This window comes from Micromonospora sp. NPDC005324 (assembly GCF_040607155.1).
Classification (GTDB): Bacteria; Actinomycetota; Actinomycetes; order Mycobacteriales; family Micromonosporaceae; genus Micromonospora; species Micromonospora trifolii.
Map to the genome: position 1 here is coordinate 88,744 of NZ_JBEXGE010000016.1, position 19,299 is coordinate 108,042.

Genomic DNA, 19,299 nt, shown 5'->3' on the forward strand with positions numbered 1-19,299 from the left:
CGAGCAATACGTCCCCCACCACAACTGCATGATCGACGCGTTCAAGGGCGGGTTGGCCAGGCGTCGGCAGGCGCCGCGCTCGGCGCTCCCCCGACCAGCTCGGCGAGCCGCGCCAACCGGCGGCGGCCGGTGATCCGGTACGCCGGCCCGCCCTCACCCGGGCCGAGCAGCGTCCCAGCCAGCCCCGCCGAGGCGAGCGCCACGCCGATCGGCTCCCAGGACTCCTGGTCGTCGACGCCCAGCCGCAACAGGAAGCAGTCCGGAGGCTCCGGCGCTCCGGCGGCGGCGAGCCACAGCCGCAACCGTCGACCGGTCAGGTGGAACGCGGCCGGCGGGCGTTTCGTCGTACCGTGCAGCCAGGCGGCAGCGAGCGGCTTCAAGACCCGGGTGTACGACGTCCGAACGGCGTGTCGCGCGCCCTCGGTCGGCTCCCAGCTCGCCGCCAGGCCGCGCGACGCCAGCTCGGCGACGAGCACGTGCACCCGCCAGGCGGCGTCCACCTGCACCGAGAGCCGGGCGGTGCCGCCCATCCGGACCACCTCACCCGGCCCGGCGAGCAGCCCGGCCAGGTCGGCGACGCTCGGTTCGGCCGCGTCCGCGCCGAAGAAGACAAGTTGCCGGCCCGCGTCGTCAGTCCGGGTCGGGCCGTTCTGAGGAGAGCCGTCCTGCGCCGAACGGTTCTCTGACGCGCGGTTCTGTGACGCGCCGCCGCGGCGTCGCCCGGGAGTGGGCGTGTCTGACTCGGGCGCGGGAAACAGCGCCGGGGGCGGCTGTGCCTTCCCGGTGTCACCGAGCCCGCTCAGCGACACTCCGGCACCTCGTCGAATGCCTGTTTCAACTCCTCGGAGTTGAGCTTGCTGGTGTCCAGCGCGCTGGCGTCGTACTCCTTGTTGAGGGTCTCCACGGCGGCCCGCACGCCGTCGTAGAAGGCCGTCGGCTCGCCGGTGCCCAGGCCGTCGATGGTGTCCCGGGCGCGACCGTACGCGTCCCGCATCTTCCCCAGGGAGCTGCGGAAACCCGCGGAGATGGTCTCGCCGTTGTCGGCCTCCGGGATGCCCGCCTTCTCCACCTTGCGGCGCGCGGCCTCGCTGGCCTGCTCGGCCCCGTCGAAGAGCCGCACCAGGTTCTCCTTGGCCTGCGCCGGCGTGGTCTGCGCGGTCATCTGCTCGTCGGTGCTGCTGGTCAGCTTGCTGATCTCGGAGCGCCACGGGGTGAGGGCGCCGCAGACCGAGGCCGCCCAGGCCCGTGAGCTGGGGCCTCCGCCGCAGCCGGCCAGGGCGACGATCGTGGCCAGGACCACCGTGAGCTTTCCGGCGGCAGACGCCCGGCACGTACGCATGCGTTGCAGCGTACGGCCTTTGGCCAGGTGTGGCATCGGGCCGGACGGCCGGGGTCCCCGGTCGACGGGCTACGTCGACCGGGGACCCCGGGCCGTTCCTGGGTCAGGCGTTGACCGTCTCCGGGCGGTGATCGGTGCTGCCCGCGCCGGTGTTGCCATCGGCGTCCGAGTCGGACATCGCGATGCCCTTGCGCTTGCTGAACACCACCGACGCCACGATGATCGCCGTCGCGACCAGCGCGATGGTCACCCGCAGGCCGACGTTGCGCTCGTCGCCGACGCTCCAGGCCACCACGGCGGGTGCGATCAGCAGCGATACCAGGTTCATCACCTTGATCAGCGGGTTGATCGCCGGGCCGGCGGTGTCCTTGAACGGGTCACCGACGGTGTCTCCGATGACAGTGGCGGCGTGCGCCTCGGAGCCCTTGCCGCCGTACGCGCCGTCCTCGACCAGCTTCTTGGCGTTGTCCCAGGCCCCACCGGAGTTGGACAGGAACACCGCCATCAGGGTGCCGGCACCGATCGCCCCGGCCAGGTACGCCGCGAGCGCGCCGGGCCCGAGGCCGAAGCCGACAGCGATCGGGGCCAGGATGGCGAGCAGGCCGGGGGTCATCAGCTCGCGCTGCGCGTCCCGGGTGCAGATGTCGACGACCTTGCCGTACTCCGGGCGCTGGGTGCCGTCCATGATGCCGGGCAGCTCACGGAACTGCCGGCGGACCTCCATCACCACGGCACCCGCCGAGCGGGACACCGCGTTGATGGCCAGCCCGGAGAAGAGGAAGACCACCGCCGCGCCGATGATCAGGCCGACCAGGTTGCGCGGGTTCGCCACGTTCAGCGAGTTGAGGATCTCCGTACCGACATCACCCACGCCGGCGGTCGCGTAGGCGCTGCGGAGCGAGTCGGTGTACGAGCCGAACAGCGCGGTCGCGGCGAGCACCGCCGTGGCGATCGCGATGCCCTTGGTGATCGCCTTGGTGGTGTTGCCCACCGCGTCCAGCTCGGTGAGCGTGCGAGCGCCGTGCTCGTCGAGGTCACCGGACATCTCGGCGATGCCCTGGGCGTTGTCGGAGATCGGCCCGAAGGTGTCCATTGCCACGATCACGCCGACAGTGGTGAGCAGGCCGGTGCCGGCCAGCGCCACAGCGAACAGCGACAGCGTGATGGAGCTGCCGCCGAGGAGGAACGCCCCGAAGACGCCGGCGCCGATGAGCAGCGCCGAGTAGACCGCCGACTCCAGGCCGATGCTGATGCCGGCCAGGATCACGGTGGCCGCACCGGTCTGCGAGCTCTTGACGATGTCCTGCACCGGGCGCCGGTTGGTCTCGGTGAAGTAGCCGGTCAGCGCCTGGATCGCGGCGGCCAGCACGATGCCGATGACCACTGCGCCGATGGCGACCAGCCGGGGGTTGCCGGGCGCGTCGGTGAGCCCGCTGTCGAACTCGCCGAAGGTCGCCGGGAGGTACGCGTAGGCGGCGATCGCCACCAGCACCGCGGAGAGCACCGCCGACAGGTAGAAGGCCCGGTTGATCGCGGTGAGGGCGTTGCGGTCGGTCGCGCGCAGCCGGGTGATGAAGACGCCGACGATCGCGATGAGCACGCCGATGGTGGAGATGATCAGCGGAAAGACGAGGCCCTCCTCGCCGAACGCGGCGCGACCGAGGATCAGCGCGGCGACCAGCGTCACCGCGTACGACTCGAACAGGTCGGCGGCCATGCCGGCGCAGTCCCCGACGTTGTCGCCCACGTTGTCGGCGATGGTGGCGGCGTTGCGCGGGTCATCCTCGGGGATGCCCTGCTCGACCTTGCCGACCAGGTCGGCGCCGACGTCGGCGGCCTTGGTGAAGATGCCACCGCCGACCCGCATGAACATCGCGAGCAGCGCGGCGCCGAAGCCGAAGCCCTCCAGCACTGTCGGCGCGTCACCCCGGTAGAGCAGGACGACCAGCGCGGCACCGAAAAGGCCCAGGCCGACGGTGAAGAAGCCGACGACACCACCAGTCCGGAACGCGATCTTCATGGCGGCCTCGCGGCCGCCTGCCCGCTCCCTCGCGGCCGCGGCCACGCGCAGGTTGGCCCTGGTGGCCAGCCACATGCCCGCGCCGCCGATGAACGCGCTGAACAGGGCGCCCACCACGAAGAAGAGCGAGCGGCCGATCTTCACCGCCAGCTCACTGCCGTCGGTGTCGTGCACCGGAAGCAGGAAGAGCAGCACGACGGCGATGACGACGAAGATCGCCAGGGTGCGGAATTGCCGGAGCAGGTAGGCCGAGGCGCCCTCCTGGACGGCCGCCGCAATCTCCTGCATTTTCTCGGTGCCCTTACCAGCGGCCAGCACCGTTTTTGTCAGGGCGGCAGCGAAACCGAGCGCCACCAGCGCGACAACCGCGGCGATGACGACGTAGGTGACATTGCTTCCGGTAAGGGAAAGCCCGCCGCCGTCGGCGGCCAAGGTCTCGGACATCTGTGTCCTCCTGTTACCGAACAATCGCGCCGGTGAGTGGAGACGCACTGACCGACGCCTGGATGCGGACTCGCAAGCGCGCGCCAACCCATCAGCGGACCAGCGATGAACACCCATACCCGCTGGCTGCGGGATAGGTCACTTGCTGACAACCCGGGTACTGTAGCCCTCCGCAGTGTTGGAGGTCACACCCAGGTGGCACCGTGTCGCGATGATCTTCGTCGCTGTGTTATGAAACGAAATCTGATATAGGGCCCGATCCATGCAAAGAAGGCCGCATCCCCAGCAGGGGACGCGGCCTACGCAGCGGAACTGGGTCAGCGGCCGACCGGCCACACCATCCGTACCTCGGTGCCGATGCCCTCGTCGACAGGGCGCACCTGGAGGTCCTCGACGAAACCGGCGAGCAGCGCGAAGCCGACGCCGGTGGTCAGCGCCTCATCGGTCAGCGACTCGTTGGCCAGCTCGTCCGGCGGCAGCGCGGTCAGACCGATACCCGCCTCGATCGGCGCCCGGTCCACCACCCGCACGGCGTACGAGCCGCCGTCGGACATCTCCACCAGCACCGGGTCGGCCAGGCCGTACTGCCGGTGCAGGGCCACCGCGCGCGTGCACGCCTCACCGATGGCCAGGCGCACCTCGTCCAGCAGGTCCTCCCGCACGCCGGCCCGCCGGGCGACGGCGACGCCGACCAGGCGGGCGGTGCGCACGTGCACCGGGGCGGGCGAGAACGAGAGCTTGACTGTCGCCATCACGCGCCGGCGCCCGCCGAGTCGGCGCTGATCGCCGCGTCGACCGTCGGGTGCAGCGGAAACACCTGGTCCAGCGCGGTGATCCGGAAGATCTTGAGCAGCGGCTCCTTGTCGCAGACCAGCGCGAACGAACCGCTCGCCGAGCGGAGCCGCTTGAGCGCGCCGACCAGCACGCCCAGCCCGGTGGAGTCGAGGAAATCCACCCGACCGAGGTCGACCACCACGTGACGAGCACCACCGTCGATCAGCTCGAGGAGTCGTTCACGGAGCCGGGGCGCGGTGTAGACGTCCACCTCACCACCGACCTCGAGCACCGTGTGCTCGCCCACGGTGCGGGTCGCCAGTGACAGCTCCATCGGTCCTCCTCGCCAGAGCCGTAAACTCTCGTGGGCATCTAACCACTACCGCCGGGACGGCCTGCGGAGGCCAGCGGCGGCTTCCCCTTACCCCGGTGTCCGACTTTTCATCTCCGAACACCAGTGCGAGAGTGCAGGGCGTGACCTCCGACGACTTCAGCTCCGCGCGCCACACGCCGCGCCGCGACCTGGAGTCGTCGTCCGCGGCCACCGTATCCGCTGGTCCCGGCCCCGGGCCAACGCCGGCCGACCTGCTGCGCCGGCTACGCGCCCGGGGCGCCGCCGACCCGGTCACCCACGTCGAGCGGGTGCCGGCCCGCGCCGGGGTGCCCGCGCCGTGGCCGTCGTGGGCGTCGGCGGAGTTGCGCGCGGCGTTCACAGGGCGTGGCGTTGTCGCGCCCTGGCAGCACCAGGCCGAGGCGGCCAACCTGGCGTACGAGGGCCAGCACGTGGTCGTCGCCACCGGCACCGCGTCCGGCAAGTCGCTGGCGTACCAGCTGCCCGCCCTGGCCACAGTGCTCGCCGATCCCCGGGCCACGGTGCTCTACCTGGCGCCGACCAAGGCGCTCGCCGCGGACCAGTTGCGCGCCGTCGCCGCGCTGGAGCTGGAGGGCGTACGCCCCGCCTGCTACGACGGGGACACCCCGCGCACTGAGCGGGAGTGGATCCGCCGGCACTCCCGGTTCGTGCTGACCAACCCGGACATGCTGCACCACGGCATCCTGCCCGGGCACGCCCAGTGGTCCGGCTTCCTGCGCCGACTCGCGTACGTGGTGATCGACGAGTGCCACACCTACCGGGGCGTGTTCGGCTCGCACGTCGCGCACGTGCTGCGTCGGCTGCGTCGGCAGTGCGCCCGGTTCGGGGCCACCCCGGTGTTCGTGCTCGCCTCGGCCACCTCCGGCGACCCGGCCACCGCGGCCGGACGGCTGACCGGCCTGCCGGTGACAGCTGTCACCGAGGACGCCTCCCCCCGGGGTGGTGTGACCTTCGCACTCTGGGAACCGCCGCTGCTGCCACCCGACTCGTCGGCCTCCTCCCCGGTGCCGCCGCAGGCGACGGGCGACCACGACGAGCTTCACCAGGTCCGCCGGTCGGCGCTGCGCGAGACCGCGGACCTGCTCGCCGACACGGTCGCCGAGGGGGTACGCACCCTCGCGTTCGTCCGCTCCCGCAAGGGCGCCGAGGTGGTGGCCGCCAACGCGCGTCGAGCGCTGGACGACGCCGTTCCGGGGCTCGGCGACCGGGTGGCCGCCTACCGGGGCGGCTACCTGCGGGAGGAACGGCGCGAGCTGGAACGGGCCCTGCTGCACGGCGATCTGCTCGGCCTGGCCTCCACCAACGCGCTGGAGCTGGGCGTGGACCTGGTCGGGCTCGACGCGGTGCTGATCTGCGGCTACCCGGGCACCCGGGCGTCGCTGTGGCAGCAGGCGGGCCGCGCCGGGCGTTCCGGGCAGGAGGCCCTCGCGGTGCTGGTGGCCCGGGACGACCCGCTGGACACCTACCTGGTGCACCACCCGGAGGCGATCTTCGGTGCGCCGGTGGAGGCGACTGTCCTCGACCCGGCCAACCCGTACGTGCTGGCACCGCAGCTCGCCTGCGCCGCGGTGGAGGCGCCGCTCACCCCGGCTGACCTGGCGCTCTTCGGCGAGGGGGCGAAGGAGGCGGTCGACGAGCTGGTCGCGGCGGGGGCGCTGCGGCAGCGGCCCACCGGTTGGTACTGGCGGCACCGGGAGCGGCCCGAGGTGGACCTGCGCGGCGAGGGGGGCGCCCCGGTCGCCGTTGTGGAGTCGTCGACGGGCCGGCTGCTCGGCACTGTCGACGGCGGTTCCTCGCACTTCCTGCTGCACTCCGGCGCGGTCTATCTGCACCAGGGCGTCTCGTACGTGGTGGACCAACTGGACCTGGCCGACGGTTGCGCGCTGGTGCGCGCCGAGGAGCCGGACTGGTCCACCCACGCCCGCGACGTCACCGACCTGTCCGTGGTGTCGGTGCGCTCCTACGTGGATGCCGGGCCGGTCGGCATGTTCCTCGGCGAGGTGGATGTGACCAGCCAGGTGGTGTCGTACCAGCGGCGGCGGATCGCCACCGGCGAGGTGATCGACACCCGGCCGCTCGACCTGCCCAGCCGGGAGCTGCGCACGGTGGCGGTCTGGTTCACCCTGTCACCGCAGTCGTTGGCCCTCGCCGGGGTCCAGCCGGCCGACGTGCCGGGTGCGCTACACGCCGCCGAACACGCCGCGATCGGCCTGCTGCCGCTGATGGCAACCTGCGACCGGTGGGACATCGGCGGGCTCTCCACCGCGCTGCACCCGGACACCGAGGCGCCGACCGTCTTCGTCTACGACGGGCATCCGGGTGGCGCCGGGTTCGCCGAGCGGGCGTACGGGACGGCGGCGGCGTGGCTGCGGGCCACCCGGGACGCTATCGCGGAGTGCGGCTGCGAGGCCGGCTGCCCGTCCTGCGTGCAGTCACCGAAATGCGGCAACGGCAACAATCCCCTCTCCAAGCCGGACGCGATCCGGGTGCTCGACGTGGTGTTGACGAACCTGCCGGACTGAGCGGCTTGCATGAATCGGCATGGCACGGGGCACAATGATGTGGGAGCGCTTCCATCGATGCCCATGTTGCCGACCGCCCCCGTGCCCGAGGAGAAGCTGTGGCCGACACCATCGCCGAAACCGTCGACCTGCTCTACACCATCGACCAGGACAATCTCACCCTCGACCAGCAGATCGCGCTGGGGTCGGCACTGGCCGCCCTGGCTCAGGCGGAACGGCTGGAACAGATCAACGAGCGGCTGCGCGGCATCCACCAGGTGCTGAACACCTGGGCGCTGCGGGCCGCGACCTCCGTCGACAGTCGCTGAGGTCTCCCGGGAGTGATCCTGCTAGGGCACCAGTGATCACTCCGTGCTGGGTAGTCGTCAGGCGACCCCGACGGCTACCCAGCAGCAACTGATCATGGATAGCAGGGGGCGCGACGGTTGTCGGGCTGTGCGAGACTCCGGCGCACCAATCCCGGAGGAGTTCAGATGCAGCTCGACAACTTGCAGGGCCAGCACCAGTTCCACATCCGTCAGCGACTTCGCATGATGGTCAACCAGTACGAGGTCCGGGCGGTCTCTCCCGACGGCACCGAGGGTGAGCTGCTGGCGTTCGCGCAGCAGAAGCGGCTCGCCTTCAAGGAGCAGGTGACCATCTACACGGACGACTCCAAGCAGCAGCCTCTGCTCGGCTTCAAGGCCCGCCAGCGCATCGACCTCGGCGCCACGTACGACGTCACCGACGCGGCTGGCAACCCGATCGGCCTGTTCCGCAAGGACTTCGCCCAGTCGCTGCTGCGGTCCACCTGGCACGTGGAGCAGGGCGGCCTGCCGCAGGTGACGGGCCAGGAGCGAAGCATGCCGGTGGCACTGCTGCGTCGATTCGTCGACTCGCTGTCCTGGCTGCCGTACCACTTCGACTTCACCGCGGGCGGCCAGCCGGTCTTCACCGTGGTCAAGAAGTGGGGCCTGCGCGACAAGTACATCGTCGAGGTGCAGAACCCGCAGATCGACCGTCGTCTGGTCATCGCGATGGCCGTCGCCCTCGACGCGCTCCAGGCCCGCTGACACACCCGGCCCGGACCAGGGCGGTGCGGCGATGCTCCGCGGTCGCCGTCACGGCCACCCATTCCTCGGCTGCCGGCCGGGACCTGGACCTCGACCAGTCCCGGCCGGCGGGCCGTGGGCTCCCCGACTTCCGGGCGGCAGGCCGTTGGACCACACGTTCGGTCGGCAGGCCGTCGGGCCGCGTTTTCGGGCGGCAGGCCGTTGAACCGTCTTTGGGGGCGGCAGGCCGATGGTGCTCGGCCCCCCGGTCGGGGTCCGCTCCCCCTGTGGAGCTGATGTCGTAAACGCATCACGCCTGATGTCGAAAACGACTCAGCTCCACAGCGCCCACCAATCCCACGAGGGCCCTGGCTCCTTCAGCCACGCACCGGGCCGGCGCGGGCGCTCGCCGCGGCCACCCGGGTCAGCCCGGGTAGTGGCGTGAACGCCACCTCGACCGTCACCAGCAGGTCCAGCCCGTCGAGGTGACAGCCGACCAGCCGGCCATCGTTGCGACCGGCGAGGTCCGCGGCGGACGCGCAGGCCACCGCGTCGCCGTCGAGTGCCCGGGTTGCCCCGGCCAGCGCGCCGAGGTCGGCTGCTACCGCCGCCCGTTGGCTCGCCATCCCGGCGGCGACGATGGCGGCGCCGAACGTTCCGAACACCACGAAGACGAGCCCCATCGCCAGCAGCAGGACCGTCGCTCCACCTCGCTCCGGGCCCGGCCGACCGTCAAGGAGCCCTCCGGCAGCGGGTTCGCGACCGGAGCGGGGTGATGGATCGCCAGCTCGTCGCACTACCCACTCCCCTCGTGAGCGCCCGGTTCGACCGCGGCGACGGCGGTGGCGACCACTGTGATTCGCGGTAGCCGGCCGCCCAACGTCCGGACGGGTGCCCGTACCGTCGCCTGCACCCGGTCGCCGTCGACGGACACCGACACCGCTGCCCCCGGCGGTGCCGCGCGACCACCCTCCGCGCTGCCGTCCGCGCCCCGGGCGGCGGCGAGCGCCGCCTCCCGGGCCGCGTGCAGACAGCCCGCCTGTGCGCTGACGGCGTTGACCGCGGTCAGGCCGGCCAGCAGAAGCAGGAGCAGCGCCGGCAGGCCGGCCGCCAGTTCGGCGGTGAAGGAACCCCGGTCCCCGCCAACCGCCCGCGCGAGCCGGTCCCCGCCAACCGCCCGGGCGAGGACGCGAAGTCTCCGCCCGCCGCGTGCCGCCGGCCCGGTAACGCCCGATCCTGAGTCGCGGCCGACCTGCCGGCGCTCGGTCACTTCAGTGCCCGGTCAATGACGGCGGTCAGCGCCGACTGGACGTTGCCGGAGGTCAGCACCTTCAACAGGATGCCGGCGAAGGCGACCGCGGCGAGGGTGCCCACGGCGTACTCGGCCGTGTTCATTCCGGCATCGCCGCGCAGGCGAGCGATGAGTTTGCGCATGATTGTTTCCCTTCTCGATGGGTCAGAGCACGTCGCCGAGAACGGCGACGATCACCGGCACGAGGCCGGCGAGAATGAACGCCGGCAGGAAGCAGAGCCCCAGCGGCAGGACGATGAGCACACCTGCCCGGCGGGCCGATGCCTCGGCAGCGGTGGCCCGGTCGGCGCGCAGGTCGTCGGCGAGCCGGGTCAGTGCGCCGGCCAGGGCGGCACCGCTGTTGGCCGAGCGCAAGGCCGCCGCTGTCAGGCGCTCGGCGCCGGGCACTCCGTCCAACGCGGACCATGCCTCCGCTGGGCCACCACCCAGCAGCAGCGTGCGGCCGACCCGGGCCAACCGGCCGGCGAGCGGCCCGTCCAGCGCCTCGGCGACGGCCAGCACCGAGCGGTCCACCGGCGCGCCCGCCCGCATCGCCGCGGCCAGGAGATCGGCGCCGAGCGGCAGGTCGGCGGCCTCCTGCTGCCGCCGCTTGCGCACGGCGGGCGGTTCGATCCGCCGCAGCAGGACGTCGAGCAGGAACGCGGCCGGGAGAGCGCAGAGCAGCCCGAGCCAGCCCTCGACGACGATCGCCACGGCAGTCCCACCCAGCACCGCCGCGAGCCGGATCACGTCCGGCGGCCGCCGCCGCCGGCTCGCTGAGCCGGGCTGGTTCGCCGGGCCCGGCTGGCTGGCCGAGCTGCGTTGGCTGGCCGAGCTGGGCTGGCCCGCCGAGCTGGGCTGGCCCGCCGAGCTGGGCTGGCCGGCTCGCTTCCGGGGCGTCATCCGGCCCGTCCCGGTGTCGCGCCCAGCCGTTCCGCCCAGAGGAGGCCCACGACCTGCAGGGCGACCGCAGCGACCGCGCAGGCGCCGCCGACCGTGCTGTGCAGGAGCACCGCCATGGGGTCGACGCCGATGCCGTACCCGAGCCCGATCCCGCCAATCGGCAACGCCGCCAGTAGCCAGGCCGTGGCCCGGGCACCGGCCGCCTGAGCCGCCGCTGCGGCCAGACCCCGGTCGGTCGCCCGAGCGTCCGCCTCGATTCGCTCCACGAGCTCCGCCAGCGGCGCGCCGGTCCGGTCGGCCAACCGCACCGCCGCCGAGGTCAGCTGACGTAGGCGGTTTGCCCCGTCACTCTCGACGGCCGTGACGTCGAGCGCGTGTGGGACGGGCAGGCCAGCCCGCAAATCCGCCGCGAGGCCGCAGAGCTGGTCCAGCCCACGTCGTCGGTCCCGCTCGGCGCTCCGGTTCACTCGCCAGCGCAGCGCGGCGCGCACGGCCAGCGTGCCGTAACCGGCCAGCGCGACCGCGGCCACCGGACCGCCGACCACGGCACCTACACCGCCACCGAGCAGACCGACCACTGGCAGCACGCGGGCCGTCGATCGCGAGATGCGCACCGACGGAGGCGTGCCCGGCGTTCTGTCGGTCGGGCCGACGCGCCCGTGGTCGCGGCAATCGGCGATCGGGCACTCGTCGGCCGCCGCCACGGCGGACGCATCGCCCCGACAGCCAGCGTCCAGGTCACCGCGCCCATCGGCGGTTGCCAGGCCGCAGACGTCGTTCCGACCGTCCATGTCCAGACCGCTGACACCGATCGTGGTCGTTGCCGCCGACGCGCCGGGCCGTTGTCCGGCATCGAGCGTGGTGGGGGCCACCTCCGGCCGGGCGGTGCCGGTCGGGCGTCGCGGATCCCGACGGGCCGGCGGGCGCGTCGGGCCTTCCGGACGCGTGAATCCACCTGCCGCTTGCGGCCACCTCGGGCTACGGGTCACGTCCCGGTCGGGCCAGCCGAGTGCCGTCCGCCCACCGCTGGAACCCGCGGTGGTTCCCGACTCGAACGCGATGCCGACCGGACGACCCGAGGTCGGGGCAGCGCCGGTGCCGTCCACCGGCTCGTCCGGCGTGCGACCGAGTTCCCTGATCCACTGCACCAGGGCGTCATCCGGATCGGCACCGCCGCCCCTCCGTCCCGGTGCCAGCACGCGACGTCGACGGGCCCGGATGCTCCGCACGGGCCACGCCACCAGGGCAGCGGCGACCAGGAGCAGTGCCGCCGCCACCATCGTCTCGGCAATCATGCCGGACCCGCCGATCCGGGCCACGGCTCGCTGAGGATGGGCGGCACCGCCACCCCACGTTCCCGCAGCAGCGCCCCGAGGGCGCGGGCGGCGAGCCCGAGCCCACTGCCGCGCACCCAGGCGGGCACCACGGTCACCATCCGTTCAGGCCCCTCGGGCAGCAGCAGGCAGACCGACTCCAGGACGCGACCCCGGTCGCTGCGTCGCACCTGGAACAGCACCTGCAACGCGGCGGCCACCTGGGCGTGCAGCGCGGCGCGAGGCAGCCCACCCAACATGCCCAGGGCCTCCAACCGGGCCGGCACATCGGCCGGCGTGTTGGCGTGCAGCGTGCCGGCACCCCCGTCATGGCCGGTGTTGAGCGCGGCCAGCAGGTCAACCACCTCACCGCCCCGGCACTCCCCGACCACCAGCCGGTCCGGGCGCATCCGCAACGCCTGTCGGACCAGGTCCGCCAGGCTGACCACGCCCGTCCCCTCCACATTGGCGGTACGCGCCTGGAGCCCCACCACGTGCGGATGCCCCGGACGGAGCTCGGCGGCGTCCTCCACCAGCACGATCCGTTCGGTGGCCGGCACCATTCCCAGCAGGGTGTTGAGCAGGGTCGTCTTGCCCGACCCCGTGCCCCCGGTCACCAGGTACGCCAGCCGGGCCGCGACGACTGCGGCAAGTAGTGGTGCCAGCGGTCGCGGCACGGTGCCCTGACGCACCAACTCGTCGAGAGTGAACGGCCGGTGTCGGAAGGTCCGCAGGGACAGGTAGGGACCTTCGGTCGCCACCGGCGGCAGCACGGCGTGCAGTCGGGTGCCGTCGGGAAGCCGCGCGTCCGCGTACGGGGAGCCGTCGTCGAGCCGGCGCCCCGCGCTGGCGATCAGCCGCTGCGCCAAACGGCGGACGTCCTCCACCGAGCCCAGGGGGACGGCGACCTGGTGCAGCCCCGACCCGCGGTCGACCCAGACCCGCGCGCCGTTGACGAGGACGTCGGTGACCTCCGGGTCGGCGAGCAGCGGAGCCAACGGCCCGGCGCCGACGAGGTCGTCGCGCACCCGGTCGGCGATCCGCAGCATGGCGGTGTCACCGAGCACCGCGGCGGCGGGCTCGGCCCGTACAGCGGAAACGATTGCCGCCGCGGTGACCGGGGTGGTGGCGGCGGCGATCCGTTGCCGTACCCGGGCGGCGAGCGTGCCGTCCTCCGGCCCGGCGGTCATGCCGCACCCGTAGCCGGCACGCCGGTGAGGTCAGTGACGATCCGTTGGCAGAGCGCGGCCAGTGGGCCCTTGCCCCCGGCGGCCGGCGCCTCGCCCCGTTCCAGCCCCCGGCAGAGCCCCGGCTCGGGGCGCAGCGTGCCGGCCAGCGGGAGACCCAGCGCGCGTGCCACCTCGGTCGCTCGCAGCCGCCCCGGGGCGGGCCCGCGCACCACCACCGAGAGCGCAGCACAGTGCGGGGCGGCCGCAGCCACCACCCGAGTGGCCGCCGCAGTGGCCCGCAACTCGGCCGGCACGACGACGAACGCCTGGTCGGCGGCTTGCAACGCCACTACGGCCGCGTCGTCCAACTGTCGGGGCAGGTCGATCACCACGAAGTCCCGCCCGCGCCGGGCCGCGTCGACGGTCGCCGCCATCGCCGTCGCCGGCAACGCCAGCATCTCGCCGCGGTCCCAGGAGAGCACCACGAGATCACCCCGGCTGGGCAGGGCCTGCACCAGCGCCGGGGCGTCCACCCGCCCGTCGGCGCTGGTGAGCGACGGCCAGCGCAGGCCTTCTAACTGCTCCCAGCCGAGCACGAGGTCGAGGCCACCACCGAGCGGGTCGGCGTCGACCAGCAGAGTGCGTAGTCGGGCCCGGGCGGCGGTCACCGCAAGGCCACCGGCGAGCACACTCGCGCCCGCACCGCCCCGACCACCAAGGACCGCGACGACCCGGGCGCCGACGCCGGCCGGACGGTCCGGGTCATGCTCGGCGAACCGATCCACCAGCCACGGCTCCGCAGCCGGCAGCGTGGCGACGTGCTCGGCCCCGATCAGCTCGGCGATCTGCCAGCCGGGGTCGAGCTGACCCGCCCGGCCGAGCAGCACCAGCCGGGGCCGCTGCGGCAACCGGGCGCGCAGGCACGCCTGCGCCTGGTCGGCACCGAGTAGCACCAGGGGTGCGGGAAGCCAACGGGTACGGGCAGCCGCTGGGTCGCGGGCAAGCTCCACCTCGGTCCCGCCGACGGCGGCGAGCCGGAGCACATCATCGAGAAGATCGTCGTCGCCGGTGACGACCAGCGGGAGCCGGCGGATCGGCGGAACCGAGGTACGGGGTGGCATCGCGGCCTCCAGCGGTCGGGCTGTGGTATGCCGCCGACCCTGCTCGGATTCCGCCCCGTGAGCCGCCCCGATGTCGTTGCCTGTGGACAACCTGGTGGGCTGTGGAAAACCCCCGCTGAGACAGTTGATCTGCTACGAGCGCGGGCAACTCCGCAGCTACTGCCGCTGCGGGAAAGACATCGGGGCCGCTCCCGGAAGGAGCGGCCCCACACCTCGGCGGTCAGCCGACCCGGTCGGTCCAGGCGGCATCGAGGATCACCTTGTACGAGCTGATCCGCACGGGCGACAGCGTCAACCGCTCATGAGCGAGCAATTCGCCCGTCTTCGGATCGAAGACCAGAAGAGATTGCGCATCGTGTTCGCGGTCGTCGAAGGTGACGGCGACTCCGCTCCGACCGGCGCGGTCCGTGACCTGCCCCCGCCAGCGGAAGCCGGGCACGTCGGCGAGGACCCGCAGGACCGCCGCTCGGGTCGCACGCGGAACGACGTACCGGCCGTAGAGCGTGCTGACCTCCTTGCTCGCCGCCCCTGCGCCGTACTCGACCTTCAGCAGTTCCCGCAGCTCGGTCGGGACAGCCGTCGGTGGGCTGTGGTCCATGGGCGGCAGCGGATACCTGTTGGGAGCGGGGGTGCTGCCGACCGCTGGCTGCGAATCGAGTCTGCGCTGCCAGTAGGTCCGTGACTCCTGATCGGGGTACTGCGGCTCGAGCTGGGTGTTGGCCTGGCTACCGGTCCCGTCGGCGGCCTGCCAGACCTTCGTCTCGTCGGCGAAGGCGACGTGGTGGCGGCCGTCGGCCGAGGTCATCACCGGGTCGCCCCACACCTTCGTGTGGTGGTACATGTAGCGCCCGCTCTGATGGTCGTACCCCGCATCTTTGATCTTGTCGGCCAGCAGGCGAAGCTGCGTGCCCGCCGCCGGCGGATCCGCGTCGAACTGGTACGCGACCGGCACGAGCACTGTGCCCGTCGCCGACCCCGGGGTGTCCGGTGTGGCCGCATCGAACGGCTGGAGCGCCGCCACGGCACCGGCCGCGACCGCGAGCGTGCCGGCCGTGAGGACCAGCCGGCGGGTCGGGCGTACGCGACGACGCACGGCGACCGTTTCGGTAACGCTGGCGCGGTCGATCAGCTCGCGCGCCGAGACCAGCGGCGGCCCGACGGCGGCGTTCCGGGCCGGGTCGGCCGGGCCCAGAAGAGTACGGGTGCGCTCTGTTCCGGACATCACAGATCCTCTCGAATGGTCGCCAACACCGGCCGACGCCGGGTCTGCGCGGGCCGGTCTGACATTGCTGAGGCAAGACGACGGCGGGCGCGATGCAGGCGCACTGCGGCGGTCGCCCCGGTGCAACCGAGAACCTTGGCCGCCTCGGACACCGTCAGCTCCTCCCAGCCGACCAGCCGGAGGATTTCCTGGTCGAGGTCGTTGAGGGTGGCCATCGCGGTCCAGAGGTCGGCCACTCCGACGCTCGTGTCTGCACCCGACGATCCGGCCAGTCGCTCGAGGTCGACATCGGTGATCGGAAGGAGGTCCGGGGCGCTACGTCGCGACCGCCACTGGTTCGCCAGAAGGCGCCGGGCCACCCCGTACAGCCAGGGCAGGCTGCGGTCCGGCACCTCGACGCGGCGACGCCAGGCGACGACGAAGACCTCCTGGGCAAGCTCCGCCGAGGCATCCAGGTCAACAAGCCGGCGCAGGCCGTATCGGACTATGTGCTCGTACTCGGCGGCGTAGAGACTGGTGAACCAGCCCTCGTCCCGCTTCTTTGGTGGACCCACCCGAACCCCCATTGCCTCGGCGACTCTCACAGTGGCTTGTGTCGCTGAGGGCCCCGGGATTACCGCCCGGGCGGGAAACGAACGCTGCGGTCAGTCGTCGATCGCCTGGTAGACGGTGGTCCAGAAGTCGTGCCACATCGGGAGCTGCTGGTCGCCCGCGTGCGCCCGCTGCATGAACACGATCGTCGTCAGGTCCTCGGCGGGGTCGTTGTACCAGGCCGTGCCGTAGAAGCCGGGCCATCCGTAGCTGCCGACCGAGGGCCCGAGGTGCGTACGGCGGGTCCGGACCGACATTCCGAACCCCCAACCGATGGCGTCGAAGTATCCCGGCCAGAACCCGGAGATGGCCTTCTGCGTCGGGGTCAGGTGGTCGCTCGTCATCAGCGACACAGCCGGCCGCGACAGCACCCGCTCGCCGCGGTGGGCGCCGCCCGCGAGCAGAGCCGAGGCGAAGGCGAGATAGTCCTGGGCGGTCGAGACGAGCCCGCCGCCACCGGACTCGAACACCCGCGGTCGACCGAACCGCCCGTCGGGAGCGTCTTCGACAACCGGCTCGCCGGTGGCGGCGTTGTCCTGCTCGTACGCCGTCGCGAACCGACCGATGTTCTCGCTGCCCACGTTGAAGGCGGTGTCGGCCATCCCCAGTGGCTTGCAGACCCGCTCACGGATGGCATCCCCGAAGGACATGCCGGTCGCCCGGGCGATGAGCACGCCGGTCACGTTGGCGGCGGCGTCGTACATCCAGCGTTCACCTGGCTGGTGGACGAGCGGAAGGTCACCGAGCTGGCGGATCCACTCGTCCGGCGACTGATATTCGAGTGCGTTCAGCGCGTCGGCGATCGGCACCGTTCCCGGCTCGGCGGGGACCATGCCGGTGCCAAGGGTGCCGTCCAGGACGTCCCGCAACGTTATCGGGCGTTCCGCCGGGACGGTGTCGTCCAGTGGGCCGTGGGGATCGGCGAGCACTGTCATGTCCGCCAACTCTGGGAGGAGATCGTCGACCGGGTCGTCGAGGCGGAGGGTGCAGTCCTCGACGAGGGTCATCGCACACGCGGCGACGATCGGCTTCGACATCGAGCCCAGGCGACAGATCGTGTCGACCGCCATCGGTGTCTGCGACCCTGCGCCCTCGAACGCGAGATGACCCGCCGCCTCGACGTGCACCTCGCCGTGCCGGGCGAGGACGACCACCATGCCCGGGACGAAGGCGGACTCGACGTGGCGCTCAAGCAACCCTTGCAGCCGAGCCATCCGTTTCGACGAGAAGCCGCCAGCGGCCACCTGTTACCTCCTCAGCTCGCCCCGTTTGGCAAATTACACGGCAGGCCGCGGTCGCACCGTCCGCAACGAGCTGGGAGGGGACCCCGTCCGAGCAGTACCCCACATCGCCAGACCGCCTCATCACCCGAGCGCTGCACGTTGCGAGGTTGTGTCACGCATCGAGCCGTGGGGCCACACCGGCTGCCGGGCAGCTCGCGCTTCTGCGGTGGAGCGTTTCCAGCAGAAAGGGACGACCCCCGTCGGGGGGAAAGTGACCTGACGTAGCAGCGAGTGTGATCGGGTGCCGTACCGCGTGGCCAGACGTAGCGGCCGTGCCGTCGAGCATGATCGAAAGTCACCGCGCGGTACGGCGTTCGCTGACGATCCGCTGACTCTCGAACGACGCGCTGCGGGCGCCCGAGGACGGCCGGAGGCCGCCCGCAGGGCAGTCCGCGAGCGCGCAGCCAATTCCCGGAACCCTGCCTTGCAAAGATCAAGACTGCTGTCGGTCGGCGTCTGCCAGTGCTGCTGACCTGCTCGTCTTGTCGGTTCGCGTCCGCTCACAACCGCCTCGGTCGGCTGGCTTGGCTGTACCGATGGCTGTACTGCCACCTCCATTCCGGTCAAACCGATGTTCTAGCGGTTGCGTCGGCCAGACGACAGCAATATGTGGCCGAGTCATCTAGTGTGGCGCGGTGCTGCCCAGCCTTCAGTACACCGACTTTCATAAGTTCCTCGTCAGCGTAGGCGGCGTCGCCTGCGGTGTGGGAGTCGGGATACCCGTCCTTCTACTCCGGAACCAATCAACTCTCAAGATCTCGCAGAAGGAGTTTCTAGCCCTTAACCCTGAAGCCCGAGAGGCCATCCGGGCGCAACAGAACCAAATGGCTTTCATGCTGCATTATTGGCCTTACGCATCCATAACATTAGCAGTTGTCGGCCTATGCTTCATCGTATGGGGTGCAGTGCTTTGGAATCGGCAGCAGAGCCGAACGGATAACCGCGAAATAGCTGAGGTTGCCAAAATCGAAGCCGAACGAGAGAAGACCTATCAGGAGACTCTCGTCCTGCTGCGGAATCACCAAGAGTCGCCCGAGGCCGCAGAACTGATCCGCGAAGAGAAAGAGCAAGCTGCAGATCCGACGGTCGAGGACGATGCGCCTTCGACAGCGGAGGTAGTCGAAACTGGTGAACCTACGCCAAGCTCGGAGAACTCATCGACCGTCGCGGCGCCAACTAGGCCGACCCCGTCCAGCCTCGGCAAACTGACCCAAAAAGCGGTTCAAGACATCAGGCACGTACTCAAGTCCACGTACGGCGAAGAACTAGACATCGTTCCTGAAGTTCGAATCGGCGGCACCCACGTGGATGCGGCGGTGACCTCTCGGAACCCGAAAATTCCCAATCTCCTGGTAGACGTGAGGGTAATTCGACCGCAGAGAACCTCAATACGCATGCGAGTGGACGAGTCGATAGCTTGGTCGGCCAGGGCTCGGCGTGCCGCAAAGACGGAATTTAAACAATTCTTTCTGCCTGTCGTGTTTTTCGTGATTGACACTGACGGCGAGTTCGGTCAGCAGACGCTATTTCCGGCGGAACGGGCGATGCCGAGCTCGCTCGCGGTATCACGAGTTTGGCAAGCATTAGAGGAGCTAGCGGAGATTGAGATTCCACTACTTCTAATCGTCGGCACTCTCGATGACATCACGCCTGAGAAGCTGACAAAAATTCGCTGGAAGGCAAACACTCCGCGTGTGTTGGATTTGGGGGCTCTCGCAACCAGTGAGCCAACCCCTGCGCTTTGATCTCGCCATCCCGTCTGCCGCCGACCCAGGCTGGCGGGATGGCATCTCACCACCCACGCACCGGAACCGTTCGGCAACTCCATCTCGGAGTCGTCTGGCCCCCGCCGGAGGCAAAGGCTCTTATCGGCCGGCGCGCCGGCCGGTGCCGGCGCTTGCGC

The 19,299-nt window shown here is 71.2% G+C and carries 19 protein-coding genes; 4 read left to right on the forward strand and 15 right to left on the reverse strand.

Annotation, left to right across the window (positions count from 1 at the left end; all coding sequences use genetic code 11):
- Positions 1-41: 41 nt before the first annotated feature.
- From ABZS40_RS18405 to ABZS40_RS18425, 5 genes are all read right to left on the reverse strand, one after another.
- Entirely contained in the window at positions 42-809 is a 768-nt protein-coding gene (locus tag ABZS40_RS18405; RefSeq protein WP_354944413.1) for a hypothetical protein, read from the reverse strand.
- Positions 800-1,339, reverse strand: coding sequence for a hypothetical protein (locus ABZS40_RS18410; protein WP_354944414.1), 540 nt, complete (start codon positions 1,337-1,339; stop codon positions 800-802). The genes ABZS40_RS18405 and ABZS40_RS18410 overlap by 10 nt, the downstream gene beginning before the upstream one ends.
- Before the next feature lie 103 nt (positions 1,340-1,442).
- Positions 1,443-3,803: a sodium-translocating pyrophosphatase gene (locus ABZS40_RS18415; RefSeq protein ID WP_354944415.1), complete on the reverse strand. Its 2,361-nt coding sequence runs from the start codon at positions 3,801-3,803 to the stop codon at positions 1,443-1,445.
- A 317-nt stretch (positions 3,804-4,120) separates the two neighbouring features.
- Positions 4,121-4,558, reverse strand: a complete 438-nt coding sequence (locus tag ABZS40_RS18420; RefSeq protein WP_030334228.1) for an ATP-binding protein — start codon at positions 4,556-4,558, stop codon at positions 4,121-4,123.
- Positions 4,555-4,911, reverse strand: a complete 357-nt coding sequence (locus ABZS40_RS18425; protein WP_091395433.1) for an STAS domain-containing protein — start codon at positions 4,909-4,911, stop codon at positions 4,555-4,557. The genes ABZS40_RS18420 and ABZS40_RS18425 overlap by 4 nt, the downstream gene beginning before the upstream one ends.
- A 188-nt stretch (positions 4,912-5,099) precedes the next feature.
- Between ABZS40_RS18425 and ABZS40_RS18430 the strand changes: the two genes are divergently transcribed.
- The 3 genes from ABZS40_RS18430 (at position 5,100) to ABZS40_RS18440 (ending at position 8,524) form a co-directional block, all read left to right on the forward strand.
- On the forward strand, positions 5,100-7,472 hold the full coding sequence (locus tag ABZS40_RS18430) for a DEAD/DEAH box helicase (RefSeq protein WP_354944465.1): 2,373 nt from the start codon (positions 5,100-5,102) through the stop codon (positions 7,470-7,472).
- A 98-nt stretch (positions 7,473-7,570) separates the two neighbouring features.
- Complete coding sequence (locus ABZS40_RS18435; protein WP_030334221.1) at positions 7,571-7,780, forward strand: hypothetical protein; 210 nt, start codon at positions 7,571-7,573, stop codon at positions 7,778-7,780.
- 165 nt (positions 7,781-7,945) lie between these two features.
- The gene (locus tag ABZS40_RS18440) at positions 7,946-8,524 is read left to right on the forward strand and encodes a hypothetical protein (RefSeq protein ID WP_354944416.1); all 579 of its coding nucleotides are present in this window, start codon (positions 7,946-7,948) and stop codon (positions 8,522-8,524) included.
- Between the two features lie 356 nt (positions 8,525-8,880).
- On the opposite strand, the gene ABZS40_RS18445 is transcribed toward ABZS40_RS18440, so the two are convergent.
- The 10 genes from ABZS40_RS18445 to ABZS40_RS18490 form a co-directional block, all read right to left on the reverse strand.
- The gene (locus ABZS40_RS18445; protein ID WP_354944417.1) at positions 8,881-9,300 is read right to left on the reverse strand and encodes an Rv3654c family TadE-like protein; all 420 of its coding nucleotides are present in this window, start codon (positions 9,298-9,300) and stop codon (positions 8,881-8,883) included.
- The gene (locus ABZS40_RS18450) at positions 9,300-9,773 is read right to left on the reverse strand and encodes a TadE family type IV pilus minor pilin (protein ID WP_354944418.1); all 474 of its coding nucleotides are present in this window, start codon (positions 9,771-9,773) and stop codon (positions 9,300-9,302) included. Before ABZS40_RS18450 ends, ABZS40_RS18445 begins: the two co-directional genes overlap by 1 nt.
- On the reverse strand, positions 9,770-9,937 hold the full coding sequence (locus ABZS40_RS18455; protein ID WP_081883916.1) for a DUF4244 domain-containing protein: 168 nt from the start codon (positions 9,935-9,937) through the stop codon (positions 9,770-9,772). Before ABZS40_RS18455 ends, ABZS40_RS18450 begins: the two co-directional genes overlap by 4 nt.
- Before the next feature lie 22 nt (positions 9,938-9,959).
- Positions 9,960-10,697: a type II secretion system F family protein gene (locus tag ABZS40_RS18460; protein ID WP_354944419.1), complete on the reverse strand. Its 738-nt coding sequence runs from the start codon at positions 10,695-10,697 to the stop codon at positions 9,960-9,962.
- Positions 10,694-11,992: a hypothetical protein gene (locus ABZS40_RS18465; RefSeq protein ID WP_354944420.1), complete on the reverse strand. Its 1,299-nt coding sequence runs from the start codon at positions 11,990-11,992 to the stop codon at positions 10,694-10,696. The genes ABZS40_RS18460 and ABZS40_RS18465 overlap by 4 nt, the downstream gene beginning before the upstream one ends.
- Positions 11,989-13,200: a TadA family conjugal transfer-associated ATPase gene (locus tag ABZS40_RS18470; protein ID WP_354944421.1), complete on the reverse strand. Its 1,212-nt coding sequence runs from the start codon at positions 13,198-13,200 to the stop codon at positions 11,989-11,991. Before ABZS40_RS18470 ends, ABZS40_RS18465 begins: the two co-directional genes overlap by 4 nt.
- Positions 13,197-14,300 (reverse strand): septum site-determining protein Ssd, encoded by a 1,104-nt coding sequence (ssd, locus tag ABZS40_RS18475; RefSeq protein WP_354944422.1) that lies wholly within the window; start codon positions 14,298-14,300, stop codon positions 13,197-13,199. Before ssd ends, ABZS40_RS18470 begins: the two co-directional genes overlap by 4 nt.
- A gap of 220 nt (positions 14,301-14,520) precedes the next feature.
- Positions 14,521-15,522 (reverse strand): CU044_5270 family protein, encoded by a 1,002-nt coding sequence (locus ABZS40_RS18480; protein WP_354944423.1) that lies wholly within the window; start codon positions 15,520-15,522, stop codon positions 14,521-14,523.
- Positions 15,522-16,076 carry a sigma-70 family RNA polymerase sigma factor gene (locus ABZS40_RS18485; RefSeq protein WP_354944424.1) on the reverse strand — a complete coding sequence of 185 codons (555 nt, stop codon included), beginning with the start codon at positions 16,074-16,076 and terminating at the stop codon, positions 15,522-15,524. Before ABZS40_RS18485 ends, ABZS40_RS18480 begins: the two co-directional genes overlap by 1 nt.
- 90 nt (positions 16,077-16,166) lie before the next feature.
- Positions 16,167-17,357, reverse strand: coding sequence for a serine hydrolase domain-containing protein (locus ABZS40_RS18490; protein ID WP_354944425.1), 1,191 nt, complete (start codon positions 17,355-17,357; stop codon positions 16,167-16,169).
- 674 nt (positions 17,358-18,031) lie between these two features.
- Here ABZS40_RS18490 and ABZS40_RS18495 point away from each other — a divergent pair.
- Positions 18,032-19,141, forward strand: a complete 1,110-nt coding sequence (locus ABZS40_RS18495) for a hypothetical protein (protein ID WP_354944426.1) — start codon at positions 18,032-18,034, stop codon at positions 19,139-19,141.
- Positions 19,142-19,299: the final 158 nt, after the last annotated feature.

Excerpts from the sequence above, each read along its gene's own strand:
- ABZS40_RS18410 (WP_354944414.1), bottom strand. The coding sequence starts at position 1,339 with ATGCGTACGTGCCGGGCGTCTGCCGCCGGAAAGCTCACGGTGGTCCTG.
- ABZS40_RS18415 (WP_354944415.1), bottom strand. The coding sequence starts at position 3,803 with ATGTCCGAGACCTTGGCCGCCGACGGCGGCGGGCTTTCCCTTACCGGA.
- ABZS40_RS18425 (WP_091395433.1), bottom strand. The coding sequence starts at position 4,911 with ATGGAGCTGTCACTGGCGACCCGCACCGTGGGCGAGCACACGGTGCTC.
- ABZS40_RS18440 (WP_354944416.1), top strand. The coding sequence starts at position 7,946 with ATGCAGCTCGACAACTTGCAGGGCCAGCACCAGTTCCACATCCGTCAG.
- ABZS40_RS18455 (WP_081883916.1), bottom strand. The coding sequence starts at position 9,937 with ATGCGCAAACTCATCGCTCGCCTGCGCGGCGATGCCGGAATGAACACG.
- ABZS40_RS18460 (WP_354944419.1), bottom strand. The coding sequence starts at position 10,697 with ATGACGCCCCGGAAGCGAGCCGGCCAGCCCAGCTCGGCGGGCCAGCCC.
- ABZS40_RS18465 (WP_354944420.1), bottom strand. The coding sequence starts at position 11,992 with ATGATTGCCGAGACGATGGTGGCGGCGGCACTGCTCCTGGTCGCCGCT.
- ABZS40_RS18470 (WP_354944421.1), bottom strand. The coding sequence starts at position 13,200 with ATGACCGCCGGGCCGGAGGACGGCACGCTCGCCGCCCGGGTACGGCAA.
- ssd (WP_354944422.1), bottom strand. The coding sequence starts at position 14,300 with ATGCCACCCCGTACCTCGGTTCCGCCGATCCGCCGGCTCCCGCTGGTC.
- ABZS40_RS18480 (WP_354944423.1), bottom strand. The coding sequence starts at position 15,522 with ATGTCCGGAACAGAGCGCACCCGTACTCTTCTGGGCCCGGCCGACCCG.